General features: G+C 61.0%; 15 protein-coding genes and 1 pseudogene. 7 read left to right on the top strand and 9 right to left on the bottom strand.

The features are described 5' to 3' along the window. Positions 1-41 precede the first annotated feature (41 nt). Entirely contained in the window at positions 42-1,016 is a 975-nt protein-coding gene (gene ftrA / locus AC1ROI_RS30825; RefSeq protein ID WP_010455550.1) for a transcriptional regulator FtrA, read from the bottom strand. A gap of 102 nt (positions 1,017-1,118) precedes the next feature. Here ftrA and AC1ROI_RS30830 point away from each other — a divergent pair, with 102 nt between their 5' ends. Continuing rightward, the gene (locus tag AC1ROI_RS30830; RefSeq protein WP_102595348.1) at positions 1,119-1,553 is read left to right on the top strand and encodes a rhodanese-like domain-containing protein; all 435 of its coding nucleotides are present in this window, start codon (positions 1,119-1,121) and stop codon (positions 1,551-1,553) included. Positions 1,554-1,743: 190 nt separating this feature from the next. Here AC1ROI_RS30830 and AC1ROI_RS30835 read toward each other — a convergent pair whose 3' ends face one another. Continuing rightward, positions 1,744-2,388 (bottom strand): type 1 glutamine amidotransferase, encoded by a 645-nt coding sequence (locus AC1ROI_RS30835; RefSeq protein ID WP_077749080.1) that lies wholly within the window; start codon positions 2,386-2,388, stop codon positions 1,744-1,746. 245 nt (positions 2,389-2,633) lie between these two features. On the opposite strand from AC1ROI_RS30835, the gene AC1ROI_RS30840 reads away from it, so the two are divergent. From AC1ROI_RS30840 to AC1ROI_RS30850, 3 genes are all read left to right on the top strand, one after another. Next, positions 2,634-3,413, top strand: a complete 780-nt coding sequence (locus AC1ROI_RS30840; RefSeq protein ID WP_077749081.1) for an ABC transporter substrate-binding protein — start codon at positions 2,634-2,636, stop codon at positions 3,411-3,413. 202 nt (positions 3,414-3,615) lie between these two features. Beyond that, the gene (locus AC1ROI_RS30845) at positions 3,616-4,728 is read left to right on the top strand and encodes a succinylglutamate desuccinylase/aspartoacylase family protein (protein ID WP_102595347.1); all 1,113 of its coding nucleotides are present in this window, start codon (positions 3,616-3,618) and stop codon (positions 4,726-4,728) included. A 184-nt stretch (positions 4,729-4,912) separates the two neighbouring features. After that, on the top strand, positions 4,913-5,629 hold the full coding sequence (locus AC1ROI_RS30850; RefSeq protein ID WP_102595346.1) for an alpha/beta hydrolase: 717 nt from the start codon (positions 4,913-4,915) through the stop codon (positions 5,627-5,629). 3 nt (positions 5,630-5,632) lie between these two features. Here the strand turns inward: AC1ROI_RS30850 and AC1ROI_RS30855 are convergent, their stop codons facing one another. The 4 genes and pseudogenes from AC1ROI_RS30855 to AC1ROI_RS30870 form a co-directional block, all read right to left on the bottom strand. Next, positions 5,633-6,220 (bottom strand): DcrB/PsbP domain-containing protein, encoded by a 588-nt coding sequence (locus tag AC1ROI_RS30855; protein WP_010455538.1) that lies wholly within the window; start codon positions 6,218-6,220, stop codon positions 5,633-5,635. A 91-nt stretch (positions 6,221-6,311) separates the two neighbouring features. After that, positions 6,312-6,499: pseudogene (locus AC1ROI_RS30860) on the bottom strand (glutathione S-transferase family protein); the annotation flags it as partial. Between the two features lie 41 nt (positions 6,500-6,540). Continuing rightward, on the bottom strand, positions 6,541-7,464 hold the full coding sequence (yddG, locus tag AC1ROI_RS30865) for an aromatic amino acid exporter YddG (protein ID WP_010455534.1): 924 nt from the start codon (positions 7,462-7,464) through the stop codon (positions 6,541-6,543). A 56-nt stretch (positions 7,465-7,520) separates the two neighbouring features. Then, entirely contained in the window at positions 7,521-8,315 is a 795-nt protein-coding gene (locus AC1ROI_RS30870; protein ID WP_010455532.1) for a hypothetical protein, read from the bottom strand. A 164-nt stretch (positions 8,316-8,479) separates the two neighbouring features. Here AC1ROI_RS30870 and AC1ROI_RS30875 point away from each other — a divergent pair, with 164 nt between their 5' ends. The 3 genes from AC1ROI_RS30875 (at position 8,480) to AC1ROI_RS30885 (ending at position 10,945) form a co-directional block, all read left to right on the top strand. Further along, entirely contained in the window at positions 8,480-9,013 is a 534-nt protein-coding gene (locus AC1ROI_RS30875; protein ID WP_010455529.1) for a chalcone isomerase family protein, read from the top strand. A gap of 10 nt (positions 9,014-9,023) precedes the next feature. After that, on the top strand, positions 9,024-9,548 hold the full coding sequence (locus tag AC1ROI_RS30880; protein ID WP_010455527.1) for a DUF3833 domain-containing protein: 525 nt from the start codon (positions 9,024-9,026) through the stop codon (positions 9,546-9,548). 77 nt (positions 9,549-9,625) lie between these two features. Then, positions 9,626-10,945 carry an Nramp family divalent metal transporter gene (locus AC1ROI_RS30885; protein WP_102595345.1) on the top strand — a complete coding sequence of 440 codons (1,320 nt, stop codon included), beginning with the start codon at positions 9,626-9,628 and terminating at the stop codon, positions 10,943-10,945. 404 nt (positions 10,946-11,349) lie between these two features. On the opposite strand, the gene AC1ROI_RS30890 is transcribed toward AC1ROI_RS30885, so the two are convergent. Genes AC1ROI_RS30890 through AC1ROI_RS30900 form a run of 3 tightly spaced genes read right to left on the bottom strand, consistent with a single transcriptional unit; the run spans position 11,350 to position 13,940 of the window. Continuing rightward, on the bottom strand, positions 11,350-12,531 hold the full coding sequence (locus AC1ROI_RS30890; RefSeq protein WP_102595013.1) for an acetyl-CoA C-acetyltransferase: 1,182 nt from the start codon (positions 12,529-12,531) through the stop codon (positions 11,350-11,352). An 11-nt stretch (positions 12,532-12,542) separates the two neighbouring features. Further along, complete coding sequence (locus AC1ROI_RS30895; protein WP_010455523.1) at positions 12,543-13,208, bottom strand: CoA transferase subunit B; 666 nt, start codon at positions 13,206-13,208, stop codon at positions 12,543-12,545. Between the two features lie 33 nt (positions 13,209-13,241). After that, positions 13,242-13,940 (bottom strand): CoA transferase subunit A, encoded by a 699-nt coding sequence (locus AC1ROI_RS30900; protein ID WP_010455522.1) that lies wholly within the window; start codon positions 13,938-13,940, stop codon positions 13,242-13,244. Positions 13,941-14,054: the final 114 nt, after the last annotated feature.

Below are 14,054 nucleotides of genomic sequence, written 5' to 3' on the forward strand. Positions count from 1 at the left end.
TAGGAGCGAGGCTTGCCCGCGAAGAGGCCCTCAACCGCACCTCAAATAATGGCTTTGACCCCACGCCCAAACCGCTCCCGATACACTGACGGCGGCACGCCCACCACCCCACGAAACGCCACGCGAAAGCTCTCCACCGAGCGATACCCACACTGCGCGGCAATCTGGTCGGTGTTTTGCCCGGTGCTCTCCAGCAACTCCTTCGCCCGCGCCAGCCGCTCATGCTGCAACCACGCCTTGGGCGGCATGCCGGTGGCTTCAGTAAACCGACGCAGAAACGTGCGTTCACTCATGGCCGCCTCGCTCGCCAGTTCGCGAACCTCCAGCGGTTCGTGCAAGCGTTCCCGGGCCCACTGCATGACACGGGACAAATCGCTGCGCGGCGTCGGGCTGACGGGCGTAGGAATAAACTGCGCCTGACCGCCGGTGCGTTGCGGCGACATCACCAGGCGCCGCGCCACTGAGTTGGCCACTTGCGTGCCTAAGTCCCGCGTCACCAGGTGCAGGCACGCATCGATCCCCGCCGCGCTGCCCGCCGAGGTGATCAATTGGCCGGAATCGACATAGAGCACATCCGGGTCCACCCGAATGTTCGGAAAACGTTCGGCCAACTCAGCGGCATAGCGCCAATGGGTGGTGGCGCCGTGCCCGTCCAGCAGGCCGGTCGCCGCCAGCACAAACACACCGGAGCAGATCGACAGCAACCGCGCTCCCCGCGCATGCGCCTGGCGCAGGGCGGCGAGCACGTGTTCCGGTACCGGCGCGTTGCGATCGCGCCAGCCGGGAATGATGATCGTGCGGGCCTCTTCGAGCAGTTCCATGCCGCCATCGGCCAGCACCTGAATCCCGCCCATGGCGCGCATCGGGCCCTGATCCACGGCGACGATACGATGCTCATACCAAGGGAAGTCGAACTCCGGCCGCGCCAGGCCGAAGATCTCCACGGCGATGCCGAATTCGAACGTACAGAGGCCGTCGTAGACCAGAATCGCGACCAATCCAGGGTTCGGTTGCATTTGGCGGAAAGTTCCCGGTAAGTGTCTTGTGCGCCACTGTAGCCGCAAGCGTCGGGCGGATAAAGTCTTCTCATACCCACTCAAGACTTTGGAGTAAAGCCCATGACCAGCCTGGTCCGCGCCATTCCCGCAGCCCCTTCGGCCATTGCCCTGATGCACTTCAGCAACCGTCTGACCTTTGAAACCGATTGTTCCGACGTGTACAGCAGCCAACAGGCCGGCGATGTGGATTTTGTCCTGGTGGACGTTCGAGGACCGTTAGCGTTCGAACGCGGGCATGTGCCCGGCGCGATCAACATTCCCGGACGCCTGCTCACCGCCGAGAGCCTGGCGGGTTACCCGACGTCCACCTTGTTTGTGGTTTATTGCGCCGGGCCGCACTGTAACGGTGTGCACAAGGCGGCGGTGAAGCTGGCGGCGCTGGGTTACCCGGTCAAGGAGATGATCGGCGGCGTGACCGGGTGGCTGGATGAGGGGTTGGAACTGAGTGTTGCGGTGCAGCGGCCTGCCACCACCGCTATCGGTTGCGAATGCTGATATTCAGACACCGCTGAACCATCGTGGCGAGGGAGCTTGCCCCCGCTGGGTGGCGCAGCAGCCCCGCAATCTTGGCAATTGTCGAAGATTTTTGGGAGCGCTTCGCACTCTAGCGGGAGCAAGCTCCCTCGCCACAAAAGCTCCGTTGCCACAAAGGCTCACTGGCCACAGGAGCCCGTCGATCCTTAGTTCAGCGACTGCTTGAGCACGCTGCCCACCACCCATCCAGCGTTGCCTGCAACCATTCGAACACGGCTGCATGGGCGGCGCTGTCCTGTTGCCCCCGAGGCAACGGCGACTCCTCTCCAAAGTGCGCATTGAGCATCGCCACCGACTCCGCATTCCACTCTGGATGAAACTGCAAGCCCACCCGCGTCGGCCCCACGCGATACATCTGCTGTTCACATTGATCGCTGCTGGCCAGCACTTGCGCATCAGGCGGCAAGTCGATTGCGTCTTCGTGCCACTCCAGCACCTTCAGCGTCCGGCCATCGACGAACGTCACGGTGGTCCAGCCGGTTTCGGACCGATCCATCCGCCGCACGTTTCCACCCAGACTCAGCGCCAGCAACTGCGCCCCCAGACAAATCGCAAATACCGCCGCGCCCTGATCCAGGCTGGCCGCCAGCCACTGCCGTTCTGCTTCCAGCCACGCCGGCCCGGCGTTGGATTCATAAGGTCCACCCAGCACGATCACGGGCGCCGCGCTAACCGGCGGTAACTGGCCGAGGTCGGCGCGAAAGATGTTCAGCGTCACCCCTCTGGACGCTGCCCAATTGGCAATGGCGCCTGGACCTTCGGCGGGGTGGTGCTGGATCAGATTCAAGGTGGGCATCGGTACTCTCTGTAGTTTTTGCGTGTAGGTTTTGTCTGAAAAAAGGGCTTGTCCTACAGTCCTTGCACCGCCTTGGCGCACGCTTCAAGGGCTTTGAATGGAGCAGCCACGTTTCTATAAGTATTTGTCGCTTAAAAACAATTTGCCCATTAGAAGCCATTCTAGACTGCCGGCCACTTCGATCTTCACCGACCGAAAGTCATTCGAAAGCTGCCAATAAAAGCCTCCGCACACAGGAGTTATAAATGAAGAAGCTAGTGATGTTTGGTGCCTTGGCACTGTCGATGTTGTCCCTGACCGCCGTGGCCGATGACGCCAAGCCGATCCGCATCGGTATCGAAGCCGGTTACCCGCCATTCTCGATGAAAACCCCTGACGGTAAACTCACCGGTTTCGACGTCGATATCGGCGACGCGCTGTGCGAGCAGATGAAAGTGAAGTGCACCTGGGTCGAGCAAGAATTCGATGGCCTGATCCCGGCACTGAAAGTGAAGAAAATCGACGCGATCCTGTCGTCCATGACCATCACTGACGATCGTAAGAAGAACGTCGATTTCACCATCAAGTACTACCACACCCCGGCTCGTTTCGTGATGAAGGCAGGCACCGACATCAAGGACCCGCTGACCGAACTCAAGGGCAAGAAAGTCGGTGTGCTGCGCGCCAGTACCCACGACCGCTTCGCCACCGAAGTGCTGGTTCCGGCCGGTATCAACCTGGTTCGCTACGGCTCCCAGCAGGAAGCCAACCTGGACATGGTGTCCGGTCGCGTAGACGCGCTGCTGGCCGACTCGGTCAACCTGGACGACGGTTTCCTGAAAACCGACGCCGGTAAAGGCTTCGCGTTCGTCGGCCCGACCTACGAAGACGCCAAGTACTTCGGCGGCGGCGCCGGTATCGCTGTGCGCAAGGGCGATACTGCGCTGGCCGACAAATTCAACACCGCCATCACCGAAATCCGCGCCAACGGCAAGTACAAGCAAGTGCAAGACAAGTACTTCGACTTTGACGTTTACGGCCAGTAATCACGCCGTTCAAAAAAGTGGCAACCGTTGACGCGGTTGCCATTTTTTATGCCCTCTCTGTGTTGAAATGAAATCCCTTGTGGGAGCGAGCCTGCTCGCGAAATCGGTCGTTCAGCTGCATTTATGTTGACTGACCCACCGTTTTCGCGAGCAGGCTCGCTCCCACAGGTGATTTTCGCCGTTCAGCCATTCAGGAGTGACCATGCAACGCATCGACCATCCTCTGCCCTGGAGCCACCTGGGCACCGAACGCACCCTCAGCGTGTTTCGTTACGGCGCGGGTCCTCGCAAGGTTTACATCCAGGCCAGCCTGCACGCTGACGAGTTGCCCGGTATGCGCACAGCCTGGGAGCTGAAGAAACGCCTGGCCGAACTCGAAACCCAGGGCCAGTTGCAGGGCGTGATCGAGCTGGTGCCGGTGGCCAATCCGATCGGTCTTGACCAGCACCTGCAAGGCAGCCATATGGGGCGCTTCGAGCTGGGCAGCGGCAAGAACTTCAACCGCGCCTTCGTTGAACTCAGCACCCCGGTGGCCGCATTGATTGGCGACCAGTTGGGTCAAGATGCGCAGGCCAACATCGCGCTGATTCGCCAGACCATGGGCCAAGTCCTCGACGACTTGCCGGCACCGGCTTCGCAGCTGGAAGCCATGCACCGCCTGCTGCTGCGGCACGCCTGCGAGGCTGACATCACGCTGGACCTGCATTGCGATTTCGACGCGGCCATTCATTTGTATGCGTTGCCACAACACTGGCCGCGGTGGCAATCCCTGGCCGCGCGTCTGAAGGCCGGGGTGGCGTTGCTCTGTGAAGACTCCGGCGGCAGTTCATTCGATGAGTCCTGCTCGTCGCCGTGGCTGCGCCTGGCGCGGGCCTTCCCCGAGGCGGCGATTCCCCCGGCCAATCTGGCGACGACGCTGGAACTGGGCAGCATGGGCGATACGCGAGTCGATCAGGCCCAGGCCAATTGCGAGGCGATCCTGGGGTTCCTCGCCGAGCAGGGCTTCATCACGGGCACCTGGCCTGCGGCACCCAGCGAGTGCTGTGAAGGCATGCCGTTCGAGGGCACCGAATACCTGTTTGCACCGCATCACGGTGTCGTCAGTTTTCTGCGTGATTCGGGTGAGTGGGTGGAGAAGGGCGATGCGCTGTTTGAGGTGGTTGATCCGCTGAGCGACCGCGTGACAACCGTGCGCGCCGGGACCAGCGGTGTGTTGTTTGCGATTGATCGCGGGCGGTATACGCAGCCGGGGACGTGGCAGGCGAAGGTGGCGGGGCGTGAGGTGATTCGGGTGGGGAAACTGGTTAACGACTGAGGGTTGTCGCCATTGCCAAAGGCCTCTTCGCGAGCAGGCTCGCTCCCACAGGTTTGATGTGCGACACACGTCCACTGTGGGAGCGAGCCTGCTCGCGAAGACGGCATCAACAGCGCCACAAATCCCCTTGCTGTGCGCACAGTGTTAGGCTCCCCCCGAATCCTGCACTTGTGAAGGAAGGTTTATGTTGAAGTTTCTCGCTCTGCTGACGCTGCTGGCCTCGGCCACCGTCCACGCTGAACCCCCGCTGCACACTGATCTGCCGCTCAAATACCTTGAGCAGGCCCATCCCGAGTCCCGCCACCAGCCCCTGGTGATTTTCCTCCACGGTTACGGCAGTAACGAGCAGGACCTGTTCGATATCAAGGATCAATTGCCTGCGCAATACACCTTCCTGTCAGTGCGGGCACCGATGGTGATGGAGGAGGGCAGTTACAAGTGGTTTCGCGAGAAGGGCAACGCTGCCTACAACGGTGAGACCGATGATCTGAAGGCCAGCGGCCAGGTGCTGCTGGACTTCATTGCACAGGCGGCGAAGAAGTATCACACCGAACCCGACAAGGTCTTCCTGGTGGGTTTCAGCCAGGGCGCGATCATGTCCTACGAGGTGGCGCTGCGTCATCCCGAAGCCGTTGGCGGGATTGCGGCGCTGAGCGGGCGGATTCTGCCGGTGCTGAAATCCGAACTCAAACCGGATGAAAAACGCCAGAAGCTGGCGATCTTCATCGGTCATGGCACGGCAGACAAACGCTTGCCGTACATCGACGGCACCGAGGCCAACAGCCTGTTACAGAGCCTGTTTCTCAAGCCTGAATTTCATGCCTACCCCGGTGTCGGTCACAGCATCAGTGCCACCGAAATGCAGGATTTGAGCGCCTGGTTGCAGCGCCTCAACCCTTGAAGCTTATTTGCCGCTGACGATCTGCTTGACCAGCGTCTCGTGGCCGCCGTTGTCGCTGAGGCGGGAAATCACCTGAACGATCGCCATGCGCGTGTTGGACGCGGCCATCACTGTGGTGTCGAGGGTTTTGCCGCCGCCCTGGGTGGCGGTGCTGTCGATCTGCCGCAAGCCCAGACCGGTGCCTTTCTGCGTCAGGCTTTTTTCGCTGAGTTTGGTGAAGTCCGGCAGCGCCTTGGCTTGTTCTGAGGCGAAGTCGGCCGCTGCGGAGTCGAGGAACGGACCGTCGTTATCCTTGACGTTGGCGCCACCGGGGATGGTGTTTTCAGCGGCGATTACGACGGTTTTGGTGGTCTGGTTGGTGTACATGGTGCCCGTTGCCCCGGCTGTACCGGTAGCCGCGTCGCCGGCCGGGAGCGGGTTGGCGATGAAGCCCTTGGGCAGGGTGAACTTGAACTTGCCGCCGAGCATCGAGACCACTTGCGCGGGCGCTTTATCGCTGGCGGTGGCCTTGGCGGCAGAGGCATTCAACGCCCCCAGGCTGGCGGCCGCCGTCAGTAACAGGACAACGGCTTTTTTACTCAACAATGACATTCGGAAACTCCAGGGATGATCGCGCATTCGCCGCAATCATCCCATGGAACACGATTTGTAGCAGCTGCCGAAAACCATCCTCGCCACAGTCTCAGGCCTGATTTTGCGCAAACAGTTATGACGGGTTTCTTCGTTGAACTCGACCTTGAACACCCATTTCTCCCTCAGACCCTGCGCACGCTGGGCGCCCGGGCGGGCGCTGATTTCATCGAACAGACGCTTGACGTTCGGGTCGGCCGCCAGGCCGTTCTCGCCGAGGATGTAATGCGCGTAGCCAGACGCTTCAAGTAGCAGGGCAACGTTCATCGGGTTCGGCAGCTTTACTCGTTCGGAACAATTGAACGTGTTGCGGGCGCTCTATCGCTTGCGCTCGACGTGGCGATCACCGCCCCCGCGATGATCAACACGGCAGGGATGATCAGGATCGGACCGGCCTGGCTGCGTCCCACGGCAAGCAGCAGTAACGTCGATATCAACGGTGCCAGATAGGAAAGCGCGCCCAGCGTCGCCAGACTGCCGTGTTTGGTGGCGTGGTCCCAGGCAAGAAATGCCAACCCGACCGGCCCGAGGCCAAGCACCACAATCGCGGTCCATTGGCCGGGATCAGGCAGTACCGTGGTTTCGAAGGCCAGATGGCAAATCAGACCGGACACGGCCGACATACCGCAGATCCCGCCGATGATGCTGCTGGGCACGTTGTTGAACCGTCGGTTGATCACCGAGTAACCGGCCCAGATCACCGCACAGCCGAAGGCCGCGAGATAACCGGCGATGGGCATTGATGCGCCAGCCTCCGGGCCGTGTTGTTGCATGATGAACGCGGTGCCGGCCAGCCCCAGCAGCGCGCCGAGCATTTGCCGTTTGTGCAGCTTTTCCCCGGCCGAGAACGCCGAGAGCAGCACCAGCAACAGCGGCCACAGGTAGTTGATCAGACTGGCTTCGGCCGCCGGGGCTACTTTGAGCGCGAAAAAATACAGCGCGTGATAAACGAAAATGCCCACGAACCCGGTCACCCATACCGCCCAGGGCTGTCGCCAGCTACTGAAGCCGGCGAGCCCGCGCCGACCCAGAATTACCAGGCTCGCCACAAACGCTATGCCGAAGCTCAGTGTCAGCAGTTCAAAGGGCGGAATGCCTTCGGTGAGGGTGGTCAACAGCGCGAGGCAGGACCAGAGAACTATCGCGATCACGCCAACGGCGGTGGCTGAGTGGGGGGGACGGACGAGGGACGATGCGAGACTCATGTCTGTTCCTTCAGCACGTAGCGGGCGACATCCTGGCCCTCTGGATGTGAAGGAGCTTAGCGTTTGATCGCTGATCGTCCAGTCTCGGTCGTCGAGTTGATCGGTCGCGCCAGCAAGCGCCTGGTTATGCCCAACATCCCCACGGACACCGCAACACCGAGGGCAAAGGCGCTCATGCCCATGTCGGGCAACGCCAGCGCCAACACCAGGCAAAACGCCGCGAACGAATACATGCCGGTCGCCGTCGCCCGCAGCAATGCTGCCGTAAACGCCGGGCCGCGGGTTTGCTGGGAAAACACCGCCATCACGCTGCCGAGTACCGGGAACACCGCGAGCAAACCGCTCCAGCCTTCGCCGACGGTGCTGGCGAGTAAGGTCACGGCGAGGGTGAGCAGGGCGCCGGCCATCATGCGCAGCAGCAGTCTGTCGGACTTCGGCGCCGGGCCTGTGACGATGGGTTGCACACTGGGAAACAGGTACGGCGCCGCCAGCAGCGCGGTGGCGGCCGCGATCACCGAGAACATCAGCGAGGGGGGTATCAGCGAGAGCACCACGGCCACGGCGGCCCATACCAGCAGTGAAATGGTCAACGCCCATGGCCATCCTGCCCGTTGAGCGACCTGGGCGTAGGTCACGCAGAAGGCAATCATCGCGGACATCGCCGACAACGCCGCCGTCGCTGATTGAGCGGCGAACACCTGGCCTTGTTCGATGGCAAGGAAGAACAGAATCGGCCCGACCACCACCGGCAATCCCGACAGCCAACCGGCCACGCTGGGGCCCCAGCGTTTGCCAGCCAGGGAAATCAACAAGAGGAAGCCTGGAATCACCAGCAGCTTGAGCATCAGCACGCACACGTCTCCGACCTGAGTGAGGCGCCAACGTTAGCACTGCGGACGCAGGATTGCTCTAGGAATGAGGGGGTTTTGTATACAAAACTTGCAACTCAAATAATTGTACAAAACGCAGCTTTGCGTATAAGTTTTTAACAGATGCCCATGGTGAGAAAAACGCGATGAACAGACTCCGGTTGCGCCTGTATCACGGTGTGTTGTTGCTGGGATTGTCATGCACCCAGGCCTTGGCCAATTGGCAGGAGGCATTGCCCGGCGCGCAGATCATCGGTGCCGGTGAGTTTCGGGTGTTCGGATTCGATGTCTACAACGCTCGGCTCTGGAGTGCGGCCCGGCCTTTGGCACCAGATCAGCCGTTTGCCCTGGAGCTGATCTATCAGCGCAGCATTTCCCGCGATGATTTGGTGCAGGCCAGTGTCGATGAAATCAAGCGGTTGTCCGGCGCCTCGGTCAGCACCGAGCAACTCGAGCGCTGGAAGGTGCAGATGCAACAGTCGTTCGTCGACGTAAAAGCCGGCATGCGCATTACCGGCGTTTATTTGCCGGGGCAGGGCGCGCGGTTCTTTGTCGGCCAGCAGCCGCAACACGAAGTGAAAGACCCGCAATTCGCCCGGGCCTTTTTCGATATCTGGCTCGACCCACGTACACGTAATCCGGAGTTGCGCCAGCAGTTGCTGGGCAGCGCCAAGCCTTGAGGTGCATGACATGTTGAAAAATCTGCTGCTGGTGTTGTGCGTCTGCCTGGCGGGTTGCAGCGTCGATGTGCAGCATTACAGCGAGCAAAACCCCAAGCTCGATCTACCCGGGTTCTTCGTCGGGCGAGTGGATGGCTGGGGAATGTTCCAGAAGCGCTCGGGCGAGGTGGTCAAACGCTTTCATGTGCTGATCAACAGCCGAATGGACGGTCAGAACCTGATCATGCATGAAGCCTTTACCTACAGCGACGGCACGAAGCAGACCCGTGTCTGGACGTTGTACCCGGACGGCCCTGGCCGTTGGCGCGGTACGGCCGGCGATGTGGTCGGCGAGTCTCGCGGTGAGGTCGCCGGCAACGCGCTGCACTGGCGCTATGAACTGAGCCTGCCGGTGGACGACAAGGTCTACCAGGTGCATTTCGACGACTGGATGTACTTGCTGGACGAAAACACCATGGCCAATCGCTCCGCCATGACCAAGTTCGGTGTTGAATTGGGCCAGGTGACCTTGTTCTTCCGCCGCCACGGCGCCTGATACCCGGGCATTTGCCCCTTGGGCGCAGGGGCTGAAACGTCTAAGCTGCGCTTTTCCACCTGTCGACGGATGTGTCCGTGAAATTCAGTTTGCCCAAGGTTGGCACTGCGCCATTTTGCCCGCCGGAAGTGGCGGGCAGCGTTGCAGTTGATCCCAACGCTTCATTTTTCAAACGCATGCTGCGCTTTGCCGGTCCTGGCTTGCTGGTGTCCATCGGCTACATGGACCCGGGCAACTGGGCGACCGCCATCGAGGCCGGTTCGCGTTTTGGTTACAGCCTGTTGTTCGTGGTGCTGCTGGCGAGTCTGGCGGGGATGGTGGTGCAGTGTCTGTGTTCGCGCCTGGGCATCGCCACCGGCCGCGATCTGGCGCAGCTGTCCCGGGAGCGCTACAGCACACGGACCGCGCGGACTCAATGGGTGCTGGCGGAAATCTCGATCATCGCCACCGATCTGGCGGAAGTGCTCGGTTGCGCACTGGCCTTTCACTTGCTGCTGGGCTGTTCGCTGACTGTCGGCATCGCGCTGACCGCGTTTGACACGCTGCTGGTGCTGGCCCTGCAAAACCGTGGTTTCCGCCGCCTGGAAGCGATCATGCTGGTGCTGGTGAGCACCATCGGCGTGTGCTTCTTCGTCGAGTTGCTGCTGATCAAACCGTACTGGCCGGACGTCGCCCGTGGGTTTACGCCGTCCCTGTCTGCCATTGGCGATGCCGCGCCGCTGTACCTGGCCATTGGCATCCTCGGGGCCACGGTGATGCCGCATAACTTGTACCTGCACACCTCGATCGTACAGACCCGAATGATCGGCAAGGACCTGGCCAGCAAGCAGGACGCGGTCAAACTGGCGCGGATCGATACCATTGGCTCTCTGGCGTTGGCGCTGCTGGTCAATGCGGCGATCCTGATCCTCGCCGCGGCGGCCTTTCATCAGAGCGGGCATACCGATGTGGTGGACATCCAGGACGCCTATCACTTGCTCGACCCGCTGGTGGGCGGCGCCTTGGCCAGTGTGTTGTTTGGCGTGGCCTTGCTGGCGTCCGGGCAGAGCTCGACGTTTACCGGGACCATCGCGGGTCAGGTGATCATGGAAGGCTATCTGAACCTGCGGATCCCGTGCTGGCAACGACGGCTGATTACCCGGGGGCTGGCGTTGATCCCGGCGTTCATCGGCGTCTGGCTGATGGGTGACAATGCGATCGGCAAGTTGCTGGTGTTGAGTCAGGTGGTGTTGAGTCTGCAGTTGCCGTTTGCGTTGTACCCGCTGATTCGCATGACCAACGATCACAAATTGATGGGACCGTTTGTGAATCGCTGGCCGACGCGGGTGTTGGCGTGGGGGGTGTTTGGGGTGATCAGTGGGGCGAATAGCTGGTTGATCTTCCAATTTTTGGGGTGACTGGGCTGGCCTCATCGCGAGCAGGCTCGCTCCCACAGTGGATCTGCGGTGAACACAAAACCCTGTGGGAGCGAGCCTGCTCGCGATGAACGATAACGCGGTTTTCCGGACGGCCCGTTGCCCACGCTCAACCTGGTGAAATTTGCCTGAAGGCTGGGGCAAAAAAGAACCCGGTGCTTCTGATGACTGTCAGTCCATACAGATACTGACTGTGGCGAGGGAGCTTGCTCCCGCTCGAGCGCGAAGCGCTCGCAAAATCTTCGACAATTGCCGGGATTTTGGGGCTGCTTCGCAACCCAGCGGGAGCAAGCTCCCTCGCCACAAAAGCCTGCAACGCAGGAACACCGGGGGTGTTACCAGACCGCGCGGTTCTTCGTGGGTCCCCGCGCAGTCTGTTGAACGCTTTACGCCCGTTCGATCGCCAAAGCCACGCCCTGACCACCACCAATGCACAAGGTGGCGAGGCCTTTCTTGGCGTCGCGCTTGATCATTTCGTGCAGCAGGGTCACCAGCACCCGGCAGCCCGACGCACCGATCGGGTGACCGAGGGCGATGGCGCCGCCGTTGACGTTGACCTTTTTCAAGTCCCATTCCAGGTCCTTGGCCACCGCCAGGGATTGCGCGGCGAAGGCTTCGTTGGCCTCGATCAGGTCCAATTGGTCGATGGACCAGCCAGCCTTGCTCAGGCAACGGCGCGTGGCCGAGACCGGGCCGATGCCCATGATTGCCGGGTCGACGCCCGCGTTGGCGTAAGCGGCGATTTTCGCCAGCACTGGAAGACCCAGGGCCTTGGCTTTGTCGGCGCTCATCAGGATCACGGCGGCAGCACCGTCGTTCAGGGACGAGGCGTTACCGGCAGTCACCGAACCGTCCTTCTTGAAGGCCGGTTTCAGTTTGCCCAGCGCTTCAGCGGTGGTGCCGGCACGCGGTTGCTCATCGGTGGCAAAGGACAGCGGATCGCCCTTGCGCTGCGGGATCAGAATCGGTGTGATCTCATCGACAAAACGCCCGGCTTCGATGGCAGCCGTGGCTTTCTGCTGCGAGGCCGCGGCGAAGGCGTCCTGTTGCTCGCGGGTCAGGTTGTACTTGTCCGCCAGGTTCTCGGCGGTGATGCCCATGTGGTAATCGTTGAACGCATCCCACAGGCCGTCGCTGATCATGGTGTCGACGATTTGCGCGTGACCCATGCGCAGGCCAGTGCGGGCTCCGGGCATGACGTAGTTGGACAGGCTCATGTTTTCCTGGCCGCCGGCAATGATCACCTCGGCGTCGCCGCAGCGGATCGCCTGAGTGGCCAGGTGCAAAGCTTTCAAACCCGAGCCGCAGACCTTGTTCAGGGTCATCGCCGGCACGGTAAACGGCAGGCCGGCCTTGATCGCGGACTGGCGCGCCGGGTTCTGCCCGGCACCGGCGGTCAACACCTGGCCCATGATCACTTCATCGACTTCAGCAACGTCCAGGCCGGTTTGCGCCAGCAGCTGACGGATCACCGCGGCACCGAGGTCAATGGCGGACACATTGGCCAGCGAGCCCTGGAAACTGCCGATGGCGGTTCGGGTGGCGGCAACAATAACGACGTCTTGCATGGAAGAATTCCTCACTGGGCAGCGAACTGCATTTCCGGAACGTGATCCGGCACGATCAGTTTACCGGCGGTCTTGGCGACAATCTCTTCGACGCTGACGCCCGGCGCACGTTCTTTGAGAATGAACGCGCCATTTTCGATTTCAAGGTAAGCGAGGTCGGTCAGCACACGCTTGATGCACCCGGCGCCGGTCAGCGGCAGGCTGCATTTGGACAGAAGCTTGGACTCACCGTCCTTGGACGCGTGGGTCATGATGACGATGATGTTGTCCGCGCCGGCGACCAGGTCCATGGCGCCGCCCATGCCCTTGACCAGTTTGCCGGGGATCATCCACGAGGCGATGTTGCCTTGCACGTCGACTTCAAAGGCGCCCAGCACGGTCAGGTCGACATGACCCCCGCGAATCATCGCGAAGGACTCGGCCGATGAGAAGATCGACGCGCCGATACGCGCGGTCACCGTTTGTTTGCCGGCGTTGATCATGTCGGCATCGATGGTTTCTTCAGTAGGAAAGGGGCCCATGCCGAGCAGGCCGTTTTCCGACTGCAGCATGACTTCCATGCCTTCAGGGATGTAGTTGGCAACGAGGGTCGGAATGCCGATGCCCAGGTTCACGTAAAAGCCGTCCTGCATTTCGCGGGCGACGCGTTGAGCCATTTGTTCGCGGGAAAGTGCCATTGTTATTTTTCCTTCAGGTCCGGGGGCTGGGGATCACTTACGCACGGTGCGCTGTTCGATGCGCTTCTCGAACGTGCCGCAAATGACTCGGTCGACGTAGATGCCAGGGGTGTGGATCTGCGACGGTTCCAGCTCGCCGGGTTCGACGATTTCTTCGACTTCGACCACGGTGATCTTGCCGGCAGTGGCGGCCAGCGGGTTGAAGTTCTGGGCGGTGTGGCGATAGATCACGTTGCCGAAGTGGTCGGCTTTCCAGCCTTTGACGATGGCGAAGTCACCAGTGATGGATTCTTCCATCAGGTACTTGCGGCCATGGAATTCGCGCACTTCCTTGCCATCGGCAACCGGAGTGCCAACGCCGGTGGCGGTGAAGAAAGCGGGGATGCCGGCACCGCCAGCGCGCATTTTTTCGGCGAGGGTGCCTTGCGGGGTCAGGACGACTTCGATTTCGCCTTTGAGCAGTTGGTCTTCGAACAGTTTGTTCTCACCGACGTAGGAGGCCACCACTTTTCGAATCTGCCGGTCTTCCAGCAACACGCCGAGGCCGAAACCATCGACGCCGCAATTGTTGGAAACCACGGTGAGGTCACGGGTGCCCTTGCGCTTGATCTCGGCGATCAGGTTTTCCGGGATTCCGCACAGGCCGAAGCCGCCGGCGATCACAGTCATGCCGTCTTCAAGACCTGCCAGAGCTTCCTCATAGGAACTCACGCGCTTGTCGAAACCTGCCATATGCACCTCTTTTATTCTTTGTGGGCGGCTGGCTAGCCGTATGGGGTAGGAGTGTCTCGCTGGATGATTTATTTGTTAAGTTGATTTTTAAGGTTGATTGATAGATAAAACTCA

Source organism: Pseudomonas sp. GW823-FHT02C02 (assembly GCF_058797635.1).